At 68.0% G+C, this 22,214-nt stretch carries 22 protein-coding genes; 9 read left to right on the forward strand and 13 right to left on the reverse strand.

The window, feature by feature from the left end; genetic code table 11:
* Positions 1-4 precede the first annotated feature (4 nt).
* From VGV41_RS01940 to mutL, 5 genes are all read left to right on the forward strand, one after another.
* Positions 5-1,399, forward strand: a complete 1,395-nt coding sequence (locus VGV41_RS01940; RefSeq protein ID WP_414705044.1) for a M16 family metallopeptidase — start codon at positions 5-7, stop codon at positions 1,397-1,399.
* A complete protein-coding gene (locus VGV41_RS01945; RefSeq protein WP_326861966.1) occupies positions 1,396-2,724 on the forward strand; it encodes a pitrilysin family protein in 1,329 nt (442 codons plus the stop codon). The genes VGV41_RS01940 and VGV41_RS01945 overlap by 4 nt, the downstream gene beginning before the upstream one ends.
* Positions 2,725-2,890: 166 nt before the next feature.
* Positions 2,891-4,201, forward strand: a complete 1,311-nt coding sequence (locus VGV41_RS01950) for a glucose-6-phosphate isomerase (RefSeq protein ID WP_326861967.1) — start codon at positions 2,891-2,893, stop codon at positions 4,199-4,201.
* A 116-nt stretch (positions 4,202-4,317) separates the two neighbouring features.
* Positions 4,318-4,740 (forward strand): alternative ribosome rescue aminoacyl-tRNA hydrolase ArfB, encoded by a 423-nt coding sequence (gene arfB / locus VGV41_RS01955; RefSeq protein WP_326861968.1) that lies wholly within the window; start codon positions 4,318-4,320, stop codon positions 4,738-4,740.
* 803 nt (positions 4,741-5,543) lie between these two features.
* Complete coding sequence (gene mutL, locus VGV41_RS01960; RefSeq protein WP_326861969.1) at positions 5,544-7,337, forward strand: DNA mismatch repair endonuclease MutL; 1,794 nt, start codon at positions 5,544-5,546, stop codon at positions 7,335-7,337.
* 23 nt (positions 7,338-7,360) lie between these two features.
* Here the strand turns inward: mutL and rsmD are convergent, their stop codons facing one another.
* Together rsmD and VGV41_RS01970 are read right to left on the reverse strand one after the other, a co-directional pair.
* Positions 7,361-7,915, reverse strand: coding sequence for a 16S rRNA (guanine(966)-N(2))-methyltransferase RsmD (gene rsmD, locus VGV41_RS01965; RefSeq protein ID WP_326861970.1), 555 nt, complete (start codon positions 7,913-7,915; stop codon positions 7,361-7,363).
* Positions 7,915-8,919 carry a pseudouridine synthase gene (locus tag VGV41_RS01970; protein WP_326861971.1) on the reverse strand — a complete coding sequence of 335 codons (1,005 nt, stop codon included), beginning with the start codon at positions 8,917-8,919 and terminating at the stop codon, positions 7,915-7,917. The genes rsmD and VGV41_RS01970 overlap by 1 nt, the downstream gene beginning before the upstream one ends.
* A gap of 107 nt (positions 8,920-9,026) precedes the next feature.
* On the opposite strand from VGV41_RS01970, the gene VGV41_RS01975 reads away from it, so the two are divergent.
* A complete protein-coding gene (locus VGV41_RS01975) occupies positions 9,027-9,473 on the forward strand; it encodes a nucleoside deaminase (protein WP_326861972.1) in 447 nt (148 codons plus the stop codon).
* On the opposite strand, the gene VGV41_RS01980 is transcribed toward VGV41_RS01975, so the two are convergent.
* The 4 genes from VGV41_RS01980 to purD form a co-directional block, all read right to left on the reverse strand.
* Entirely contained in the window at positions 9,470-9,652 is a 183-nt protein-coding gene (locus tag VGV41_RS01980; RefSeq protein ID WP_326861973.1) for a hypothetical protein, read from the reverse strand. The genes VGV41_RS01975 and VGV41_RS01980 overlap by 4 nt on opposite strands.
* A 102-nt stretch (positions 9,653-9,754) precedes the next feature.
* Complete coding sequence (locus VGV41_RS01985; RefSeq protein ID WP_326861974.1) at positions 9,755-10,837, reverse strand: phosphotransferase family protein; 1,083 nt, start codon at positions 10,835-10,837, stop codon at positions 9,755-9,757.
* 204 nt (positions 10,838-11,041) lie between these two features.
* A complete protein-coding gene (locus VGV41_RS01990; protein ID WP_326861975.1) occupies positions 11,042-11,704 on the reverse strand; it encodes a hypothetical protein in 663 nt (220 codons plus the stop codon).
* Between the two features lie 118 nt (positions 11,705-11,822).
* Entirely contained in the window at positions 11,823-13,097 is a 1,275-nt protein-coding gene (gene purD / locus VGV41_RS01995) for a phosphoribosylamine--glycine ligase (protein ID WP_326861976.1), read from the reverse strand.
* A 97-nt stretch (positions 13,098-13,194) separates the two neighbouring features.
* On the opposite strand from purD, the gene xseA reads away from it, so the two are divergent.
* Positions 13,195-14,715, forward strand: coding sequence for an exodeoxyribonuclease VII large subunit (xseA, locus tag VGV41_RS02000; protein ID WP_326861977.1), 1,521 nt, complete (start codon positions 13,195-13,197; stop codon positions 14,713-14,715).
* 86 nt (positions 14,716-14,801) lie between these two features.
* Positions 14,802-14,993, forward strand: coding sequence for a DUF2093 domain-containing protein (locus VGV41_RS02005; RefSeq protein WP_326862179.1), 192 nt, complete (start codon positions 14,802-14,804; stop codon positions 14,991-14,993).
* On the opposite strand, the gene lpxK is transcribed toward VGV41_RS02005, so the two are convergent.
* From lpxK to VGV41_RS02035, 6 genes are read right to left on the reverse strand one after another with little or no spacing between them, the layout of a single operon-like run.
* Complete coding sequence (lpxK, locus tag VGV41_RS02010; protein WP_326861978.1) at positions 14,990-15,985, reverse strand: tetraacyldisaccharide 4'-kinase; 996 nt, start codon at positions 15,983-15,985, stop codon at positions 14,990-14,992. The genes VGV41_RS02005 and lpxK overlap by 4 nt on opposite strands.
* Positions 15,978-17,282 (reverse strand): 3-deoxy-D-manno-octulosonic acid transferase, encoded by a 1,305-nt coding sequence (locus VGV41_RS02015; protein ID WP_326861979.1) that lies wholly within the window; start codon positions 17,280-17,282, stop codon positions 15,978-15,980. The genes lpxK and VGV41_RS02015 overlap by 8 nt, the downstream gene beginning before the upstream one ends.
* Complete coding sequence (locus VGV41_RS02020) at positions 17,279-17,983, reverse strand: lysophospholipid acyltransferase family protein (RefSeq protein ID WP_326861980.1); 705 nt, start codon at positions 17,981-17,983, stop codon at positions 17,279-17,281. Before VGV41_RS02020 ends, VGV41_RS02015 begins: the two co-directional genes overlap by 4 nt.
* 12 nt (positions 17,984-17,995) lie before the next feature.
* Positions 17,996-18,238 carry a DUF4170 domain-containing protein gene (locus tag VGV41_RS02025; RefSeq protein WP_326861981.1) on the reverse strand — a complete coding sequence of 81 codons (243 nt, stop codon included), beginning with the start codon at positions 18,236-18,238 and terminating at the stop codon, positions 17,996-17,998.
* Between the two features lie 47 nt (positions 18,239-18,285).
* The gene (locus VGV41_RS02030; protein ID WP_326861982.1) at positions 18,286-19,086 is read right to left on the reverse strand and encodes a 3'(2'),5'-bisphosphate nucleotidase CysQ; all 801 of its coding nucleotides are present in this window, start codon (positions 19,084-19,086) and stop codon (positions 18,286-18,288) included.
* Positions 19,073-20,434, reverse strand: coding sequence for a TldD/PmbA family protein (locus VGV41_RS02035; protein ID WP_326861983.1), 1,362 nt, complete (start codon positions 20,432-20,434; stop codon positions 19,073-19,075). Before VGV41_RS02035 ends, VGV41_RS02030 begins: the two co-directional genes overlap by 14 nt.
* Before the next feature lie 252 nt (positions 20,435-20,686).
* On the opposite strand from VGV41_RS02035, the gene VGV41_RS02040 reads away from it, so the two are divergent.
* Complete coding sequence (locus VGV41_RS02040) at positions 20,687-21,256, forward strand: DUF6101 family protein (RefSeq protein ID WP_326862180.1); 570 nt, start codon at positions 20,687-20,689, stop codon at positions 21,254-21,256.
* Between the two features lie 55 nt (positions 21,257-21,311).
* Here VGV41_RS02040 and VGV41_RS02045 read toward each other — a convergent pair whose 3' ends face one another.
* Complete coding sequence (locus VGV41_RS02045) at positions 21,312-22,211, reverse strand: TIR domain-containing protein (protein ID WP_326861984.1); 900 nt, start codon at positions 22,209-22,211, stop codon at positions 21,312-21,314.
* Between the last annotated feature and the right edge of the window lie 3 nt (positions 22,212-22,214).

Raw genomic sequence — 22,214 nt, forward strand, 5'->3', positions numbered from 1 at the left:
CGCAATGGTCGCGCATACGCGCCAGGATGTCGCAAACGTGCCAATCCGACAGAGATTGATTGCTGCCGCGGTCCTTGCCGCGGCGCTTGCCGTGCCCGCCTTCGCCGACGAGGCCGGCCCCAAGGTCGCCGATTTCAAGTTGTCCAACGGGCTCGAACTGGTGGTGATACCGGATCACCGCGCGCCCGTCGTCACGCACATGATCTGGTACAAGGTCGGCTCCGCCGACGAGGTCGCCGGGCACTCCGGGCTGGCGCATTTCCTCGAGCACCTGATGTTCAAGGGCACCGCCAAGCATCCGACGGGCGCGTTCTCGCAGGTGGTCGCGCACATGGGCGGACAGGAAAACGCCTTCACCACCGACGACTACACCGGCTACTTCCAGCGCGTGCCGAGCGCCGACCTGAAGACGGTGATGGCCTTCGAGGCGGACCGCATGACCGGCCTGCAACTGACCGACGCGGTGGTGCTGCCCGAGCGCGAGGTCATCCTGGAAGAGCAGAACCAGCGCATCGGCAACAATCCGCGCGCGAAATTGTCCGAGCAGATCGAAGCCGCGCTCTATCTCAACAGTCCGTATGGCCGGCCGGTGATCGGCTGGCGGCACGAGATGGAGCAGCTGACGCGCGACGATGCCATCGGCTTCTACCGGCGCTTCTACGGCCCGAACAATGCCGTCGTGGTCATCGCCGGCGACGTGACGCCGGACGAGGCGCTCGCCTACGCGAAGGACACCTACGGCAAGGTGGCGCCGCGCGCCTCCATCCCGCCGCGCCAGCGGCCGCAAGAGCCGAAGCCGATCGCCGCGCGCCGCCTGACCATGGCCGATCCGCGCGTCGAACTCCCGGTGCTGCAGCGCGATTATCTGGTGCCGTCGTTCCATACCGCCAAGCCCGGCCAGTCGGAGGCGCTGCAGGTGCTGGCGCACATCCTCGGCACGGGCTCCAACAGCCGCCTTTATCAGGCGCTGGTGATGAAGGAGAAGCTCGCGGTCGCTGCCGGCGCCTGGTACGAGGCCTCGGCGCTCGACGACTCCAAGTTCGGCGTCTACGGCTCGCCGCGCGACGGCGTCAGCCTGCCGCAACTCGAGAGCGCGACCGACGCGGTGATCGAGGACGTCATCGCGCACGGCATCACCACCGACGAACTGGAACGCGCCAAGACGCGGCTGATCGCCGACGCGGTCTATGCGCACGACAACCAGGCGAGCATGGCGCGCTGGTACGGCAGCGCCCTGACCACCGGTGCCACCGTCGCCGACGTCGAGAAGTGGCCGGACCGCATCCGCAAGGTTACGGCGGCCGAGGTGCAGGATGCCGCGCGCGCCTGGCTCGAGAAGACGCGCTCGGTCACCGGCTATCTCATCAAGGACACGCACAAGGCGGAGCGCCGCTCATGATCCGTCACCTTGCCGCAGCGGCGCTCGCGCTCTTCATGCTCGCCGCCGTTCCGTCCGCGCATGCGATGACGATCGAGAAGATCGTGAGCCCGTCGGGCATCCCGGCCTGGCTGGTGCGCGAACATTCGACGCCGCTGGTGGCGATGAACTACGCCTTCCACGGCGGCTCGGCGCAGGACCGGGCCGACAAGGCCGGCACCGCCAATCTCGCCGCCGACCTGCTCGACGAAGGCGCCGGCGATCTCGACAGCGCGACCTATCACAAGCGCCTCGAGGATCACGCCATCGACCTCGGCTTCCAGGTCGGCCGCGACTACCTGCACGGCACGCTGCGTACGCTCAACGAGCATCGCGACGAGGCCTTCGACCTGCTCGGCCTGGCGCTGAGCAAGCCGCGTTTCGATGCCGATGCGGTCGAGCGCGTGCGCGGACAGATGATGGCGGTGCTGCGGCGGGAGACCACCAATCCGAACAGCCTCGCCGGCCGCAGCTGGTGGCGCACGGCGTTTCCCAATCATCCTTACGGCCGCGATCCGGAAGGCTCGCTGGAGACGGTGCCGCGCATCACCGCCGCCGACCTGCACGATTACGTCCGTCGCGACTTCGCGCGCGATGCACTGACGATCTCGATCGTCGGCGACGTCGATGCCGCGACGGCGGGCAAGCTCATCGACCGCGCCTTCGCCGCGTTGCCGAAGAAGGGCGACCTGAAGCCGATCGCCACGGCGGTGCCGCAGGGCATCGGCCGCCGCATCGTCGTGCCGGTCGACGTGCCGCAGGCGGTGGTGACCTTCGGCGGCAACGGCCTCGAGCGGCACGATCCGGATTTCATGGCCGGCTACATCGTCAACCACATCCTCGGCGGCGGCAGCTTCTCCTCGCGGCTCTACCGCGAGGTGCGCGAGAAGCGCGGGCTGGCCTACGGCGTCTCGGATAACCTGGTCTGGTTCAGGCGCGCGGCGGTGGTGCTCGGCGGCACCGCGACCCGCGCCGACCGCACCGCCGACGCGCTCTCGATCATCGAGGAAGAGACCAAGCGCATGGGCGACAGCGGCCCGACGCCCGAGGAACTGGCCGCGGCAAAGTCCTACCTCAAGGGCGCCTACGCGCTGTCGCTCGACTCCTCGAACAAGATCGCGGCGCAACTCACCCAGATCCAGCTCGACAATCTTGGCATGGATTACATCCAGCGCCGCGACAAGCTCATCGATGCGGTAACGATCGCCGACGCCAGGCGGGTGGCCAAACGGCTCTACGGCGGTGGCATGCTGGTCACGGTCGCCGGCAAGCCGAAAGGGCTGGCCTCGAGCGGAACCGCGGAGTGACGCGGGCGTTCTCCGGCGGTTGCATACCCTTCACGAGTCCGCGTTAATACGAGCGACGCACCCACCTCCGTCATGCCCGGCCTCGTGCCGGGCATCCACGCCCTCTCTTTAGAAAGGCGTGGATAGCTGGGACGAGCCCGGCCATGACCCCTAATGGCTGGTCTTTATGTCCATCACCCAGAATATCGACGCCGCCCTGGAAAAGAACGTCGGCCCGCACGGTATTGCCGATGCGGCGCTGTCCGGCGCGCTCGCCCGTGCTGAGGGCGCTCTCGACCGCCTGCGCCAGCACTACGCCGAGGGCACACTGCCTTTGCTGCGCCTTCCCGAAAAGCAGGATGACCTCGCGCAGATTCGCGAGGCCGCGGCGCGGCTGAAGGCCGGCGCGAGCGACATCGTCATCCTCGGCACCGGCGGCTCCTCGCTCGGCGGCCAGACCATCGCCCAATTGGCCGGCTTCAACGTGCCCGGCGTCGGCGCGTTGCGCGATCCTCCGCGCATCCATTTCATCGACAACCTCGACGCCTCGTCGTTCGAGACGATGCTGAAGCGGCTGCCGCTGAAGACCAGCCGCTTCGTCGCTATTTCCAAGTCCGGCGGCACCGCCGAGACCCTGATGCAGACCATCGCCGTCATGTCCGCTTTGAAGGCGGCCGATGCCGACCTGCCAAAAGCAATGCTCGGCATCAGCGAGCCGGCGAAAGCCGGCAAGCGCAATGGCCTGCGCGATCTGCTGACGCAGCACGGCGTGTCGCTGCTCGACCACGATCCGAATGTCGGCGGCCGTTATTCGGCGCTGACCAATGTCGGTCTTCTGCCGGCCGCGGCGCTCGGCCTCGACATCGGCGCCATCCGCCAGGGCGCCGGCCGCGCGCTCGCGCCGGTGCTCGCGAAGAAAGCACCGGCCGAGGTGCCGGCGGCGCTCGGCGCCGCGCTCAACGTTGCGCTCGCCGAGACCAGGCAGAAATCCATCAGCGTGCTGATGGCCTATGCCGACAGGCTTGAGCGTTTCACGCATTGGTACGTGCAGCTCTGGGCCGAGAGCCTCGGCAAGGGCGGCAAGGGCACGACTCCGGTCGCGGCGCTCGGTCCGGTCGACCAGCACAGCCAGGTGCAATTGTTCATCGCCGGGCCGCGCGACAAATTGTTCAATGTGCTCACCGTCGGCAGCAAGGGCCGTGGGCCGCGCATGGACGCGGAGCTCTCGAAGATCGCCGGCGAGCCGGGCTTTGCGGGCAAGACGATCGGCGATCTTGCCGCCGCCGAAGGCCGCGCCACCGCCGAGACCTTGGCGAAGAACGGCTGCCCGGTGCGCGCATTCCACGTCGAGACGCTCGACGAGGCCGCGCTCGGCGAATTGATGATGCACTTCATGTTGGAGACCATCATCGCCGCGCATTTGATGGGCATTGACGCCTTCGACCAGCCGGCGGTGGAAGAGGGCAAGGTGCTGGCGAAGAAATATTTGCTGGATTGATTGCTCCGCTCGTCCCCGCGAATGCGGGGACCCAGTTGTGAGTCAGAACTGGATTCCCGCTTTCGCGGGAATGAGCGGCGCTTGGGAAATGCGCCCGAGTGACGCATGATGCACCCATGATCAAGGTCACCGACGCCATCTCCCTCGACGACTCCGAGCTGTCGGAATCGTTCGTGCGCGCCTCGGGTCCCGGTGGACAGAACGTCAACAAGGTGTCGTCGGCGGTGCAGTTGCGCTTCGACGCGCGGCATTCGCCGTCGCTGCCGAACGACGTCGCCATCCGCCTGATGAAGCTCGCCGGCCACCGCCTGACCAAGGACGGGGTCATCGTCATCGTCGCGCAGGAACATCGCGACCAGTCGCGCAACCGCGCCGAGGCCCGCGAGCGCCTGTTCGACCTGATCCGGCAGGCGGCGGTGCGGCCCACGGTGCGGCGGGCGACCAAGGTGCCGAAATCGGCCAAGCGCGAGCGGCTGGAGTCGAAAAAGCGCCGCTCCGGCATCAAGAACCTGCGGCAGAGGAAGCCGGGGCTGGATTGAGCTCAAAGCCTTTCCCGTTACCCTGAGGTGCGTGCCATCAGCGCGTTTACGCGCGTCTTCGGCACGCGATGGCGCGCCTCGAAGGATCTCTGACTCACAAGTCCTTCGAGGCCCGCCTTCGGCAGGCTCGTCAGGATGACGGGATAGGCGGAAAGTACGCCACCTAGGACTGTTGACATTCCTAAATTCAAATGCCTATAGTCCTGTCGTCCTGCTCTTCTAGAGGGGCGTCGTCATGGGACGCCGTGAAGACGGAGCGGCGGTGAGACACGGGCCGGAGATTCGGCCACGCCTCACCGGGTCGATGACCGGGGAAACCCCGCCATCGATCGATGCGGTGCCGCGGGCTTCGGAGAAACGTGCTCCGAAGCGCTCGGGCGATGGCGGGGCTCCGCTCCCGGGCAATAGGACCCGGCGCCAGGAGCTGGCTGACAGGCGTGGCTGGTCCACGTTCTCGAAAGCGCGGCCCGTCCTGATCGCAGAACGCCGCAGTGGAGCGCCGGGAGGCGCCTCGTTCCCGAAAAGGAGCGAGGGGACGCCTTCGCAAAGCGTCCCACCGAGCGGTCTCGCCGGCCGCTCACCGGGGGTCTCGCACACCCCCGCGTCTGCCGGCGCTCCGCTCCCCTCGGGGGAGTGCGATGAAGGAGCGGAACTGCGGCGTACCCGGCGCCGACCAAAAAACACGGGCGATGGCGCATGCCTGCACTGTCCAAAGGAAAGCGGGCATAGCGTTCGGGCGCGCCTCGCGGCGGCCATACCCACCCCGGTAAACTCGTGTGCAGTCGAATCAGGTCGTATTTCGAATGCCCGTCCGCCAGCTCTCCGAGGGAATCGTCAACCGCATCGCCGCCGGCGAGGTGGTCGAGCGGCCGGCGAGCGTCGTCAAGGAGCTGGTCGAGAACGCGCTCGACGCCGGCGCGACGCGAGTCGACGTTCTGACCGACGGCGGCGGCCGCCGCTTGATCCGCATCACCGACGACGGCGAGGGCATGACGCGCGCCGATCTCGACCTCGCGGTCGAGCGGCACGCCACCTCGAAGCTCTCCGGCGAGGACCTGCTCGACATCCGCACGCTCGGCTTCCGCGGCGAGGCGCTGCCGTCGATCGGCGCGGTGGCGCGGCTGACCATCACCACGCGGCACAAATCCGAGCCGCACGCCTGGGCGCTCACCGTCGATGCCGGCGTCAAGTCGGAGCTCCGCCCGGCGGCGCTGACCGCCGGCACCATGGTCGAAGTCCGTGATCTCTTCTATGCGACGCCGGCGCGACTGAAGTTTCTCAAGACCGACCGCAGCGAGGCCGAGGCCGTGCGCGAGGTGGTGCGGCGGCTGGCGATGAGCCGGCCGGACGTCGCCTTCACGCTCGCCGGCGAGGAGCGCGCGCCGGTCACGTGGGGTCCGGCTGCCGACGAATTGACGCGGCTCGGCGACGTGATGGGCGCCGACTTCCGCGCCAATGCGATTGCGGTCGACGCCGAGCGCGAGGGCGTGCATCTGTCCGGCTTCGCCGGGCTGCCGACGCTGTCGCGGGCGAATTCGCTCGGCCAGTTCCTGTTCGTCAACGGCCGCCCGGTGCGCGACAAGGTCCTCGTCGGCGCGGTGCGCGCGGCCTATGCCGACTATCTGCCGCGCGACCGGCATCCGCTGCTCGCGCTGTTCGTGACGCTCGACGCGCACGAGGTCGACGTCAACGTGCATCCGGCGAAAACGGAAGTGCGCTTCCGCGACGGCGCGCTGGTGCGCGGGCTGATCGTGCGCGCGCTCAAGGAGGCGCTGGCGCGCGACGCGCAGCGCGCCGCGACGACCGGCGGCGGCGCGACCATCGCCACATTCCGGCCCGCGGCGGCGCCGCCGCGCGGCGGCTACGACTGGCGGCATTCGCCGGCGCGGCCGGCGGGCTTTGCGACGACGCGCGGCGCAACCGCGCTCGGTTTTGCCGAAGTGGCGCAGGCGGCCTTCGACGTCGGCGCGCCGTCGGCGGCGCTCGCCGAAGCGGAGCCCGCGCCGGAGTTGCTCGATCATCCGCTCGGCGCGGCGCGGGCGCAAATCCACGAGAACTACATCGTGGCGCAGACGCGCGACGGCCTCGTCATCGTCGACCAGCACGCCGCGCACGAGCGCATCGTCTACGAACGACTGAAGGATGCACTCGATGCGTCCGGCGTGGCGCGGCAGATCCTGCTGATCCCCGAGATCGTCGAGCTCGACGAAGGCGCCGCCGCGCGGCTCGTCGCCCGCGCCGACGAACTCGCGCGCTTCGGTCTCGTCGTCGAAAGTTTCGGCCCCGGCGCGGTGGCGGTGCGCGAGACGCCGTCTATGCTTGGACAGGTCAATGTCCGTGGATTGGTTTGTGATCTCGCCGAGCACATGGCCGAGTGGGACGATTCGCTGCCGCTCGAGCGGCGGCTCTTGCATGTCGCTGCGACCATGGCCTGCCACGGCTCGGTGCGCTCGGGGCGTCGCCTGAAGCCCGACGAGATGAACGCGCTGCTGCGCGAAATGGAAGCCGTGCCGAACTCCGGCCAGTGCAATCACGGCCGGCCGACCTATGTCGAGTTGAAGCTCAGCGACATCGAGCGGTTGTTCGGGCGGCGTTGAGGGACGCGAACGTTTTGCAGTTGTCAGAGCGTTCTCAAGAATATCAATTCCGTATCGTCGTACGCCCGCCGCTCGACTTCTTCGAATCCCTCCGGCGGCTTGAACGCGGCTTCCGTCGCCTCCTCGACCACGATCAAGGCCTGAGGCTTGAGCCAGCCGCCGTCGCGCGCCGCGACGAGCGCCTTCTCGGCCAGTCCCTTGCCGTAAGGCGGATCGAGGAAGACGAGCGAGAACGCCTCGATCGGATGCGCCGGCCCAAGCTTGGTCGCGTCGCGGCGGAAGATGCGCGTCGTGCCGCCGAGGCCGAGCGTTTCGCTGTTCTGCCTGAGTAGCGCGCGCGCTTCGACGCCGTCGTCGACGAACAGCACGAAGGCGGCGCCGCGCGATGCCGCCTCGATGCCGAGCGCGCCGGTGCCGGCGAACAGGTCGAGCACGCGTGCGCCCGCGACCGGATCGCCGTAGGCATGGGCGAGGATGTTGAACAGCGACTCGCGCAGCCGGTCGGCGGTCGGACGCAAGCCGGGCCCTTTCGGCCCGGCGATCGGGCGCGAGCGCAGGCGGCCGCCGACGATGCGCATTATTTCGCCCGCGGGCGCGAGGGCCGCGGCCCGCCGGAGCGATCGGGCCGGCGGCGCTTGTTGTGCTTGCTCCGCCCGGTCTCGGGCCGTTCGTCGTCACGCCGCGACGTAGCCGGCCTATCGCCCGGTTTGCCCGGTCGTCCCCGCGAATTCGGGGACCCAGCGCGGCCAGGCCGCGCAGCAGCGCCCTTCTGGATTCCTGCTTTCGCGGGAATGAGCGGCGTGGGGGTCTCCAGCGGCGCCTCGAAATCCGCCTCGGCCTGCGTGATGATTTCCGGGCCCAGCGCCTTCTTCAGCGCCGCGGTCTCGACCTCCTTGACCTCGCACTCGTTGATCGGCGGCAGTTCGAACGGCCCAAAGGCAATGCGGATCAAGCGGCTCACCTTGAGGCCGAGCGACTCCATCACGCGGCGCACCTCGCGGTTCTTGCCCTCGCGGATCGCCACAGCCAGCCAGCAATTCGACTCGAGCTGGCGCTCGAGCGTCGCCTCGATCGGCCCATAGTGGATACCCTCGACCGTGACGCCCTTCTTCAGGCCGTCCAACGTCTCCTGCGAGATACGGCCGAGCGCGCGCACGCGATAGCGGCGCACCCAGCCGGTGGCCGGCAGTTCGAGTGCGCGCGCCAGCCCGCCGTCATTGGTGAGCAGCAGCAGCCCCTCGGTGTTCATGTCGAGGCGGCCGACGCTGATCAGCCGTGGCAGGTGCTTCGGGAGCGCGCCGAAGATGGTCGGCCGGCCTTCCGGGTCGGAATGGGTGGTGACCAGCCCGCGCGGCTTGTTGCAGAGGAACAGCCGCGTGCGCGTCCGGCCAGGCAACGGCTGGCCGTCGACGGCGATGCGGTCGCGCGGACCGACATTGAGGGCGGGGGAGGAGATCGGCTTGCCGTTGACCGTGACGCGGCCGGCGGCGATCCACGCCTCCGCCTCGCGCCGCGACGCGAGCCCCGCGCGGGCGATCACCTTGGCGATGCGGTCGCCGGCGGGCGCAGGTTTATCGGCCATTTTTCTCCACGTCATCGCCGGGCTTGTCCCGGCCATCCACGTCTTGTTCCGTGGACCGTGTATAAGGCGTGGATGCCCGGCACAAGGCCGGGCGTGACGGAGACCTGATGCCGGCCCCTTCTTTCATGCAAACGGCCCTCGACGAGGCGCGCGCGGCGCAGGCCCGCGGCGAGGTGCCGGTCGGTTGTGTCATCGTGCGGGATGGGGAGATCGTCGCGCGCGCCGGCAACCGCACGCTCGCCGACAAGGATCCGACGGCGCACGCCGAACTGCTGGCCATCCGCCAGGCGGCGGCCGCGCTCGGCTCGGAGCGGCTGACCGATTGCGATCTCTACGTGACTCTGGAGCCGTGCACGATGTGCGCATCGGCGATGTCGTTCGCCCGGATCCGCCGGCTTTATTTCGGCGCCGCCGATGAAAAGGGCGGAGCGGTCGAGCACGGCGTGCGCTTCTTTTCGGCGCCGACCTGCCATCACCGGCCGGAGGTCTATGGTGGCATCAACGAAAGCGATGCGTCCGTGCTGCTGAAGGACTTCTTCCGCGAGCGGCGCTAGACGCGCTTGTCGACGTGGCGGCCGAGCGTTTGCGCCGAGCCGCTTTTTGCCGAACCGTTCGCCGCGCTGTTGTCGTTGCTCGCGCTCTGCTGCTGCTGCTGCTCCGTGCTCTGCGGCCGCTGCGCGCCGGTGCCGGTGGTTGGTGTCACGGTCTGGATTCCGATGCTGCTGATGCTCATTGGTCCTCTCCCGATTTCGGGCGGACCATAGGCGGCAGCTCTCAACGGAGTGGAACCCGCATCCCCGGAATCCGGGGTTCGTCGGCAAGGCTTCGTTCACCATCAGGCGCCGGCGGCCTCTGCGAATTTCCATGCCTGCTCGGCGAGGGGGCGGATCATCTCGGCTTTCGCCGGCGCGTGCTCGCTGGTCGCGGTGCCGTCGCGCACGCGGCCGATGATGCCCTGCAGGATGGCGGCAATGCGGAAGAAATTATAGGCCATGTAGGTCGCGAGATGCGGACGCGGATCGAGTCCGGTACGCGCGACGTAATCGTCGACGTAATCCGCCATCGAGGGAATGCCGAGCGCGCCGAGATCGTGGCCGACGAGGCTCGCGGTGCCGGCGGCGCTCTCCGAGGCCGGCATGTGCCAGGCCATCAGATGGTAGGTGAAATCGGCGAGCGGATCGCCGAGCGTCGACAATTCCCAGTCGAGCACGGCGGCGACCTCGGGCGCGTCGCGCGCGATGATAAGATTGTCGAGCCGGAAGTCGCCGTGCACCAGCCGCACCGTCTGCGCCGGCGGGATGTGCCGCGGCAGCCAGGCGATCAGCTGTTCCATCGCCTCGATCTTCTCGGTCTCGGAGGCGCGGTATTGCTTCGACCAGCGCTCGACCTGACGCGCGACGTAGTTCTCGCCCTTGCCGAAATCGGCCAGTCCGATCTCCGCCGGATCGAACGCGTGCAGCCGCGCGATGGTCGCGTTCATGGCGTCGTAGATTGCGGCGCGCTCGGCCGGCTCGGAGCCGGGCATCTGCGGTTCCCAGAACACGCGGCCGTCGACGAAGTCCATCACGTAGAAGGCGGTGCCGGCGACACTCTCGTCGGCGCAATAGACGAACGGCCTGGCGACGGGAAAGCCCTGCGCGGAGAGCGCGCTGATGACGCGGTATTCGCGGTCGACGGCGTGCGCCGAGGGCAGCAGCTTGCCCGGCGGCTTTCGCCGCAGCACGTAGCGGCGCCGCGGCGTCTCCAGCATGTAGGTCGGGTTCGACTGGCCGCCCTTGAATTGCTTGACGGTGAGCGGTCCGGCGAAGCCTTTGACCTGCGCCGTCAGGTAGCGTTCGAGCCGCGCCGCATCGAGCGCCAAGGCCGGCGCCGCGTCCTTGGTGCCCGAAAACGCCTCCTGCCGGTCTATGCTTGTCATGCGGCTCCTTCACCTCTCCCCGCGTGCGGGGAGAGGTCGACCGTCGAGCGCAGCGAAGGCGGGCGGGTGAGGGGGCGTGACCGCGAGTCCGGGCGCTTCGATGCACCCCCTCACCCGGCTCGCATTTCGCTGGTCGCTCAATGCTCGCCACCCTCTCCCCGCGTGCGGGGAGAGGGAAAGGAAGCTGTGCCGGTCGATGCCCAACTACTTCCTCACTCCGAACGCGATCGGCGCGTCGGCGAAGATCTTGTACTGCTGCGCCTTCGGCTTCGCCTTGTCGTCGTCGTTGACGTACTGAATCGAACTCTGGCCCACGAGCGCGCGCGGCAGGATCATGACGCGGATGAAGCGCGACGGTTTGTCGGCCGAGCCTTGCGCGAACACCGGATCGGGCCCGCTCTCGTACCAGGCGCCGCCCGGGCCGTAGCTCGTCGATCGGCCGTGCGTGTCGATGCGGATGCCGCCGTCGACAAGGCAGCGGATGCCCGGGCCCTGGTGGCGATGCAGATAGGCGCAGCCGCCGGGCGGGAAGGCGACGCTGTCGCCGCGCATCAAGAGCTCGCCCCTCGGCAGCGTCTCGAGATAGGCGGACAGCTTCTCGTGCGTGATCATGCCGGGCGCATTCGCCGTGGTGGAGCCCTGGTCGCCGCGTGCCAGTTCCCAGCGCCAGCAGGTGACGCCGGCCTCGCCGGGCTTCACCGTCACGGTGCCCTCGCCCTGCCAGGCGTTGCCGCTCGCCACAGTCTCGCCGGCGATGGTGGCGCTGCCGTGTACCACGAAGATGAAGCGCGGTAGCGGCGGCAATTCGAACACGACGTTCTCGGCGCTCGACAGAACGTCTTCATAGAGACGCAGGACAGGATGCATTCTTCCAATTCTCCGGCAACTGCTTCGTCATGCCCGGCCTTGTGCCGGGCATCCACGCCTTTCTTGCAGCATCAAAGCAAGACGTGGATGGCCGGGACAAGCCCGGCCATGACGGAATCTACTTCTCTCTTTGCACCGCGCGCCAGCCGATGTCGCGGCGGCAAAAGCCCTCCGGCCATTTGATGCGGTCGACGGCGGCATAGGCTCTGCTCTGCGCCTCGCGCACCGTCTTGCCGCGTGCGCTGACATTGAGCACGCGCCCGCCATTGGCGAGGATGCGGCCGCCGTCGGCCCTGGTGCCAGCATGAAAGATCTCGACGTTCTCGACCTGCGCCGCTTCGGCGAGACCCTCGATCACGGTGCCCTTACCGTAGTCGCCGGGATAACCCTTCGCCGCCATCACCACGGTGAGCGCAGCGTCTTCGTACCAGCGCAAGGCGATGTTCTTCAGTTGCCCGTCGCGCGCGGCGATCAGCGCCGGTAGCAGGTCGGACATCAGCCGCAGCATCAAGACCTGCGTCTCTGGGTCGCCGAACCGCACGTTGTATTCGATGAGCTGCGGCCCGCTCTCGGTGATCATCAGCCCGGCGAACAGCACGCCCTTGTACGGCGCGCCCATCGCTTTCATCGCGCGCACGGTCGGCTCGATGATCTCGCGCATCACGCGCGCGTTCATCTCGTCCGTCATGATCGGCGCCGGCGAATAGGCGCCCATGCCGCCGGTGTTCGGGCCCTTGTCGCCATCGAAGGCGCGCTTGTGGTCCTGCGCCGACGCGAGCGGGATGGCGGTGTCGCCGTCGCACAGCGCGAAGAACGACGCCTCCTCGCCGACGAGGCAGTCCTCGACGACGATCTCCCAGGCGCGCTTGCCGCCGCCGCCGTCGAACATCATGTCGATCGCCGCTTCCGCTTCCGCGACGGTCGCGGCGACCACGACGCCCTTGCCGGCGGCGAGGCCGTCATCCTTCACCACGATCGGCGCGCCGCGCTCGCGCACGTAAGCCTTGGCGTCGGCGGCATGCTTGAAGCGCCGGTAGGCGGCGGTCGGGATGTCGTTGGCCTTGCACAGGTCCTTGGTGAAGCCCTTGGAGCCTTCGAGCCGCGCCGCCCATTTGCCCGGGCCGAAGGCCTTGATGCCGGCGGCTTCGAGATCGTCGACGATGCCGGCGCAGAGCGGCGCCTCCGGCCCGACCACGACGAACGCGATCGTCTTCTCCTTGGCGAAGGCGATCACCGCTTTGTGGTCGGCGATGTCGAGCGCGACGCACGCGGCTACCTGCGCGATACCGGCATTGCCCGGCGCGCAGTAGAGCGTCGAGCACAGCGGGCTGGCGGCGATCTTCCAGGCCAACGCGTGCTCGCGGCCGCCGGAACCGAGGATCAGGATGTTCATGCCGGCGCTCGTCTCCCGGGCCTTGCCCGGGCTTGACCGGGGCACCTTATCCATCTGAAACAGGGTTTCCCTTCGCCCCGCAAGAGATTCGGCCCCGATGGCGGAACCCGCGCTGAAAAACGCTGTGGAATGGACCGTTTCCGAGCTGTCGGCGGCGCTCAAGCGCACCGTCGAGGACGCCTACGGCTATGTCCGCGTGCGCGGCGAGGTCTCCGGCTTCCGCGGCGCCTCGCCGTCCGGGCACTGCTATTTCCGCCTCAAGGACGACAAGGCGGTGCTTGAGGGCGTCATCTGGAAGGGCACCTTCGGCCGCATGCGGGTCAAGCCCGAGGAGGGCCTCGACGTCATCGCCACCGGGCGGCTGACCACGTTCCCCGGCTCGTCCAAGTACCAGATCGTCATCGACAGTCTCGAGCCTGCCGGCATCGGCGCGCTGATGAAGCTCCTGGAGGAGCGGAAGAAGAAGCTCGCCGCCGAAGGTCTGTTCGACGAGGCGCGCAAGCAGTTGCTGCCGTTCATCCCCGAGGTGATCGGCGTCGTCACCTCGCCGACCGGCGCCGTCATCCGCGACATCCTGCACCGGCTCGCCGACCGCTTCCCGCGCCGGGTGCTGGTATGGCCGGTGCGGGTGCAGGGCGAGACCAGCGCCGCCGAAGTCGCCAATGGCATCGCAGGCTTCAATGCGCTGCCGGAGCGGGGCCCGCTGCCGCGTCCTGATCTCATCATTGTGGCGCGTGGTGGTGGTTCGCTCGAAGACCTGTGGTCGTTCAACGAGGAGATCGTGGTGCGCGCGGCCGCCGCCAGCATGATCCCGCTCATCTCCGCGGTCGGCCACGAGACCGATTTCACGCTCATCGATTTCGCCGCCGACTGGCGCGCACCGACGCCGACCGCGGCGGCCGAGAAGGCCGTGCCGGTGCGCTCCGAGCTTCTCGTGCGGCTGTCGCAACTCGGTGCGCGCAAACTGTCGTGCTGGCAGCGCGGCATCGAGCAGCGGCGCAAGGAACTGAACCTGCTGACCCGCGCGCTGCCGAAGGACATCCTGGCGCAGCCGCGACAGCAACTCGACAGCCTGGCCGAGCGGCTGCCACGCGCGCTGCGCGCCAATGCGCAGATCCATCATACGCAGTATTCGCGTGTGGCCTCGCGCCTGTCGCCACGGCTCCTGAGCAATCAGATCGAGCGCCGGCGCGAGCGTTACACCAATCTCAAGGGCCGGCTGAGCACCAGCCTGCTTGCCAATGCACAGGCGCACCGGGCGCGTCTGGCGCGGCATCGCGACCGCGTCACGGCCTGCGGCAACGCCGCGCACCGTGCGATGCGCACATACCTCGATCGGGGCACGGCGCGCGTCGAACGCGCCGAGCGGCTGCTGGCGGCCTTCTCCTACCGCGACGTGCTCAAGCGCGGTTTCGCGCTCGTGCGTGACGGTGAGGGCCGGCCGCTGCGCGCGGCCGCCGATGTTCCAACCGGCATGCGGCTGGAGATCGAGTTCGCGGACGGCCGGGTTGGGGCGGTCGCCGACGGCGAGGCGCGTCCAGCTCCGGCTGCCAAGCCGAAACCGCGCAGCAAAGGCGGCGAGGGCGGCCCTGGCGGGCAGGGAAGCCTGTTCGGCTAGGGTTTCGCAGCGCCGCCCGAACGACTATCTTGGCATGACGCAGCATTCCGGAGGCCGCCTTGCTCAATCGCTATGACCGCTCGTCGATGGACGGCGAAGCCGAGGTGAAATACCTCGATGGCGATTTCCGCGTCGTGCGCCCGGGCGCCTATGTGCGCTGCGCCGTCACTGGCGTGCCGATCCCGCTGGAAGAGCTCAAATACTGGAGCGTCGATTTGCAGGAGCCTTATGTGTCGCCGGAGGCCGTGCTGCAGCGGCTGAAAAGCGAGGCGCGCTAGCGGCCGAGGGCCTTTCTAAGCGCCGCCTGCAATTGCGCCATCTCGTCGATCTGCATCGTCACCGGTAGCACATGCGCGCGCTGCGCCAGCGCCGCGAGCGCGGGATCGGCGGTCATGCGCGCGTGGTCCTTCTCGGTGGTGAGCAGGGCCAGCGCGTCGCGGTCGGCGGCCATCAACAGTTCCGCCCCCTCTTCGGCAGTGAAGCAATGATGATCGGGAAAGGTGCGGCGTTGCGCGATCTCGAGGCCGGCCTCTTGCGCCGTCGCGAAGAACTTGTCGGGATCGCCGATACCGGCAAAGGCCAGCACCGGCCGAGCGATGGCGCCAGCGGTCTCGTGATGGGGCGCGAGGCGGCCGTGCCAGACCGGCAGGCCGCGTTGCGCCGCTGCGGCAACCACATCGCTCGCACCGGCGCCGCCGCCGACGACCAGCAACGCGTCGACGCGTGCAAGCTGCGCCGCGAGCGGCGCGCGTAGCGGCCCGGCCGGGAAGACGCGAGCATTGCCGATGCCGCGACGGCCGTCGATCACTGCCAGCCTGAAATTCTTCTCGAGCGATCCGTTCTGCAGGCCGTCGTCCATGAGGATGAGCTGCGCGCCGTGCGCTTTCGCTGCGCTTGCGCCGGCGACGCGGTCGCGCGCCACGATGGTCGGCGCAACGCGCGCAAGCAGCAGCGCTTCGTCGCCAACCACGTCGGCGCGGTCCGCGTCTGCATCGACCAGTTTCGGCCCGTTGGCGCTGCCGCCATAGCCGCGCGTCAGGAAGAACACGCGCTCTCCACCCTCGCGCAGCATACGCGCAATGGCGATGGCGGTCGGCGTCTTGCCGGCGCCGCCGAGCGTGAAATTCCCGATACAGATGACCGGTACGCCGGCGCGGGCGCCGGCGCGTGCCATGCGCGGCGCCGCGACGGCGCCATAGGCTGCCGCCAGCGGCGACAGCAGGGCCGACGCGAGCCCCGCCTTGCGCCACCAGAAGCCCGGTTCACGCATGGTGCGCGTCCTGCCGGTGCTGCAGCGGATCGAGATAGGGCTCGAGCGCCTGCATCGTGCGCTCCAGCGCGCCGCCGAGCGCCTCGACGACCTCGTGGCCGGCGCGCGCCACACGCTCGCGCAGAACCGGCTGCGTCAGCAGCGCGCCGAGCGCCGCGGCGAGCCGGTCGCCGTCGGCGACGAGTTCGGCCCCGTGCGCGGCATCGAGCTCGGCATAAAGCTCCTGGAAATTGGCGACGTGCGGCCCGTGCACAATGGCCGCGCCAAGCTTGGCCGGCTCGATCGGATTCTGTCCGCCGTGCGGGATCAGCGAGCCGCCGATGAACACGACCGGCGTCAGGCGATAGAGCAGGCCGAGCTCGCCCATTGTGTCGGCGACGTAGATTTCGGTTGCGGCATCCGGCAGCGCGTTTTCGGAGCGCACGGCGGCATTGAGCCCGGCCGCGCGCGCCAGCGCTGCGATCTGCGGCCCGCGCTCGGGATGGCGCGGCGCGATCAGCGTCAGCAGGCCGGGCGTGCCGGCGCGCAGGCGCTTGTGCGCGGCGATCACCAGTTCGTCTTCGCCCGGATGCGTCGAGGCTGCGGCCATCACCGGCCGCGCGCCGACGGCATCCTGCAGCGCGGCGAGCGCGGCGGCGTCGGCCGGCGGCGCCGGCACGTCCAATTTGAGATTGCCGCTGACCACGACCTTGCGGCCGCCGAGCCGCGTCAGTCGCTCGGCGTCGGCGCGCGTGCGCGCGAGGCAGAGATCGAAGCCTTGCAGCAGGTGCCCGATGAACTGCGGCAGACGCTGCCAGCGGCGAAACGAGCGTTCTGACAGGCGCGCATTGAGCAGCACCATCGGCACGTCGCGCCGCGCCGTCTCGATCAACAGGTTCGGCCACAGGTCGGATTCGACGAACAGGGCGAGCTGCGGCCGCCAATGGTCGAGGAAGCGCCCGGCGAAGCGCGGCACGTCCAGCGGCACAAATTGATGGATGACGCCGGGCGGCATGCGCTGCGCGGCGATCTCGCTCGAAGTGACGGTGCCGGAGGTTACCAGCATGGTGAGGCCGCGGCCGCTGATGCGTTCGATCAGCGGCAGCACGCTCATCAGTTCGCCGACACTGGCGGCGTGCAGCCAGACCAGCGGCCCGTCGGGACGCGGCAGCGTGCCTTCGCCGCGGCGCTCGCATAGGCGTGCGTCGATCTCCTTGCCGCGTACCAGCCGCTGGCGCAGTAGCAGCGCCGTCAGCGGCGCCGCCGCCGACAGTGCCAGCCGGTAGGCTTGCAGTGCGCGCGGCAGAGGCGCCGTCACGCCGCGGACCTCCCGCGATCGGCGAGGTTGTGGGCGTGCTCGGTCAGGCGGTTGAGTTCCGATTCCACCGCGGCGCGCTTCTCTTCCAGCACCTCGGCGCTCGCGTCCTGCGGCACCCAGATCGGCTCGTTCGCAACCATGGCGATGCGGCTGAACGGCAGGTTGATGGCGGTGCGGTCCCAGTTGTTCAGTACCTTGCGGCGGCTCGAGGCAATGGCGACGGGATAGATCGGCCGCCCCGAATGCTGCGCCAGCTTGACGACGCCCAGCCCGGCGACGCGCGCGATCTTCGGCACGTCGGCGGTCATGGCGACGTTGTAGCCCTCGCCGAGCGCCTGCAGCATCTCGGTGAAGGCGCTGACGCCGCCCTTGCGGTGAAACTCGCCGTTATGCGCGCCGGAGCCGCGGATGGTGCCGATGCCGAGCTTCTCGGCGGCGATGGCGTTCACCTCGCCGTCGCGGTGGCGCGAGATCAGCACCTTGGCGCGATGCGACGTGTCGTCCCGCTTGAGGAACGGCATGAGAAAATGCTGCCCGTGCCACATGGCAATGATCGCCGGCGTGAGGACCCGATCGTAGATGTCCGGCGGATCGAGCAGCTTGCTGCTCGTCCGCCAGACGAAGCGAAGATACCACGCTCCCAGCGTTCCCACCGCATTTTGAAAAGCGGGGGAGGAGACGATCTGCTTGGCCGAGGGCATGTTCAGGGGGGCTCAGTGTCCGGGCTTGCCGGCGTCGGGGTCGAGCAGGCGGTGCAAGTGCACGATGAAGTAGCGCATGTGCGCATTGTCGACGGTCTGCTGCGCCTTCGCCTTCCACATGGAATAAGCGGCGGCGTAGTTCGGGTAGATGCCGACGAGGTCAAGCTTGGAGAGGTCCTTGAATTCGGTGCCCCCGAGTGCGACGAGCTCGCCGCCAAAGACGAGATGGGGCAGTTGTTTGGTCGTTCCGGACATTGTCGTTCCCAGTGATGCCGCCCCGGCGCGCGACGTGCAAAACCAGCCTACGCGAACTCCGGCATGCGGTCGCGGACGAGTTCCAGGAGCGCGCCATGGCGGGCAGGGCCTGCCGCCACCAGTGCACTATGTGCCCCACCGCCGTTGAACAGGAGCGGGCGGCCGGCGAAGTCGGTCAGCAGACCCCCGGCTTCGTGCACCAAAAGGTCGGCCGCCGCAAGGTCCCAATCCTGGCTGCCCCCGGACGAAAACGCCACGTCCAGCGTGCCGGCGCCGACGCGCGTCAGCCGCAGAGCGAGTGAGTGCACCTTCGGTTGCGGCAGGATCGAGGGGTCGAGCCGTTCCAGTCTGTCCAGGTACCGTTTCGGCCCGGCGATCGTGGCCCCGGTGAGGGTGTCGCCGTGCGATGCGCACATGGCCGCGCCGTTGAGCGTCGCTCCCGCTCCGCGCTCCGCCAGGAACATTTGCTCCGTGACCGGCGCGAAGAGGGCGGCGAGCCGCGGGCGGCCGTCCTCGACCAGCGCCACAGAAATGGTCCAGTCCGGCCGGCCGGCGATGAAGGCGCGGGTGCCGTCGATGGGGTCGACGATCCACGCCATCCGCGCCATCCGCGCCATCCGCGCCGCCTGATCGGTCTCGGTCTCCTCGGAGATCCAGCCCGCCTCCGGCACCAGCCGCGTCAGCCGCTCGCGCAGGAGGTCGTTGACGGCGATGTCGGCCTCGCTGACCGGCGACTGCTCGGCGCCCTTGGTCCAGCGCTTGAACGGCCGCGCGGCGGTGAGGCGCGCGAGCGCGCCCGCTTCGTGCATGACCGCTTCCAGTCCGCTCAGGAGATCACTGGCCGGCAACGGTCAGCCCCTCCAGACGCACGGTCGGCGCGTTGACGCCGTAGCGGAATTCGAGGTCATTGGCCGGCGTCAGCGAGCGGAAGATGTCGGTGAGGTGCCCGGCGATGGTCACCTCGCTCACCGCGTAAGTCATCTGGCCGTTCTCGATCCAGAAGCCGGAGGCGCCGCGGCTGTAATCGCCGGTGACCATGTTGACGCCGCTGCCGATCAGATCGGTGATGTAGAAGCCGTCCTTGATGTCGGCGATCAATTCGGCCGGCGTCATCCTGCCCGGTTCGAGATGCAGGTTCGAGGCCGACGGCGACGGCACCGAGGAGACGCCGCGCGACGCATGCCCGGTGGTCTTCATGCCCAATTCGCGCGCGGTGCCGCAATCGAGAATCCACGTCGTCAGCACGCCGTCATCGATCAGCGCCAGCCTCTTGCCGGCGACGCCTTCGCCGTCGAACGGATGCGAGCGCAGGCCGCGCTTGCGCAACGGGTCGTCGATGATGCGGATGCCGTCGGCGAACAGCTTCTTGCCCATGCTGTCCTTGAGGAAGCTCGACTTGCGCGCGATCGACGCGCCGTTCACCGCGCTGGCCAGATGCCCGACCAGCGAGCCGGCGATGCGCGGATCGAACACCACCGGCACCTTGCGCGTCGTCACCTTGCGCGGGTTCAGCCGCGCGATGGCGCGCTCGCCGGCGGTGCGGCCGATCTTGTCCGGGCTGTCGAGGTCGGCGAGGTGGCGCACGCTGGAATAATCGTAGTCGCGCTCCATGCCGGTGCCTTCGCCGGCGATCGCCGTCATCGACACGCCGTGGCTGGAGCCGAGATAGGCGCCGGTGAAGCCGTGGCTGGTGACGAGCACCATGCCGCCGATGCCCGCGGACGCCGACGCGCCGCCGGATTTGCTGACGCCCTTGACCGCCAGCCCCGCGGCCTCCGCGGCGCGGGCGGTGGCCTCCAGTTCGGCGACCGACGGCATCTTGCCGTCCATCAAATCGAGATCGGGGATGCTCTTCGCCAGTTCCGAGACGTCGGCCAAGCCCGCGTATTTGTCCTCCGGCGCGACGCGGGCCATGGCCACCGCGCGCTCGGCCAGCGCCGCAAAGCCGTCGCCCGCCATGTCGTTGGTCGACACCACCGCCTGCTTCCTGCCGATGAGGACGCGCAGGCCGAGATCGTCGCCCTCGGCGCTCTCCGACTCCTCGACGGCGCCGTCGCGCACCTCGACCGAGACCGATACCGCGCGCACCGCCACCGCGTCGGCGGCATCGGCGCCGGCGGCGCGCGCCGCCTTCACCAGGCGCTCGGCGCGCGCGAGGAGGGCGGACTGGTCGAACAGGGAGGTCGGGGTGAGCATGCGGTGATCCCGTATGGAGAGCGGCGAATTCCCCGTTCAGATGGCCCTTTCGCCGCCTCCGCGCAACCGGTTCCGCGACGATTGCACGGAGCGCCGCAACACCTCGTCAATCATGCTTTTTCAGCCGCCATCAATCATGCGCTTTGGAAAGACCCGGGACAGAATCGATTAACCGCGAACCTTAAGCGGTTTCGGACGCCCGTCTGCGATGCTTCTCGTGCGACCGGGCACATAAGCCTGGCGCGGGAGAGTTTGAGGCGTCAGATGCGAGTTGGCGGATGCCCCGCCGGGTCGAGCCGCGCATTGCGGCTCGACCCGCACTGCCTGCCCGTGCGCTATGCGGCGAGCGACGCCGCGGCCGACGGGCTCGTCAGACACATCGAATTGCATCGCGAGCGCGTGGTGCTGCGCCGCTCGGTCGGCGGCATGCGCATGGCGTTCAACATGCCGCTCACCGCCTTCAACGGCGTGGCGCTGCGCATGATGCCGGGCGAGGGCGCCGTGGCCGTCGTGCTGGCGCACGACGATCCCGGCCTGGTGCTGCCGCTGCACATCACCGACGAGGCCGACGAGGCTTTTGCCGAATGGCACGATTGGGCCGAGACACTCGGGCTTCCCCTTTTGGTCGAGGACGTGGTCGGCTTTAAAAAGGCGCTGCCGCCGCTCGGCGAGATCGCGGCGGCCCGGCCCAAGCCGCGCCGGCGGCGCCGATCGGGGCTGAAGGCGCGGCGGCCGGCGATCCTGCTGCGGCGGGCGGTGGGCCGGATTTCAGACGCGAGCCCGGTGCATAAGGGCGAGCGGGAGATTATTGCGAGGAATTAGGGGGTGGCGACGACGCCGGACATTCGCAACGCTAAATTTGAATCTGGGACTTTCGTTAGCTAACGGGCACGTCGATGTGCATGTTTATATCTGGATGCTCGGATCTGATGCCTGTGATCACCTGTTGCGCCAGATTGGCCCTGACCAAAATCTCTATTTGATCGACATTATTGCTATCCTCTTGAGGAAATAGCTTAACGTGTGGCAATGCTTTAAGCGTCATTAAGAGGTCTTCCTTTTCAATTTCGACCTCTCGCGCATTCCTATTCTTCAACGTGATGACAACCGGCACCCATGACCGGTCAGCGTCGCGCATGCCAATAAAATCACTGATGTTTAGAAATTCCGTTAGCCGTGGATTTGACGGAGGAGATCTGGACGACGAACGATCGAGCGACAAGTTACGTACGTGACGCAAGATTTCCTCGATCAGGTCTCGTTCTGATCGAATTTCGGCTCGCTCTGGTTCATGATTTGCAATGATCTCATTGAGTCTCTTATCGAGTTCTGGCCACCACTTCTCAAAGACCCTATCGGCATTTAACTCGGGCAACTTGCTGTCGCCGCCAGCGGCGTTGATAGTCATGAAAAGCCTTCGAAATTCGTCTTTTTCGAATTTTGTGGCTTGAAAGCCGCTCAATGGCCCCTCAATGTCGGTGGGCTCAATGCCGAACAGCAGCGTGCATACGTGTGCCCTATCAATAGATTTTGAAATTGCACCCGCTTCGAAATGAAGCCATTTGCTGCCTAGATTTTCCTTAGTCATAACGAAGAGGCCCACCGAAGATTTGGAAAGTTCTTCAGTTAGCATGGTCTCCCATCGAACGCCTTTCTCTATGTCGTTGGGAGAAAAATAGGGCTTCACAAACTGCAGTGCATCGGGGAGCCAATCGCGAAGTGCCGCGGCTACTTCCCGACTCAGCTGTCCCGACCAACTAATGAAGACGTGGATCATGTT

This window comes from Pseudolabrys sp. (genome assembly GCF_035943735.1).
GTDB lineage: Bacteria > Pseudomonadota > Alphaproteobacteria > Rhizobiales > Xanthobacteraceae > Pseudolabrys.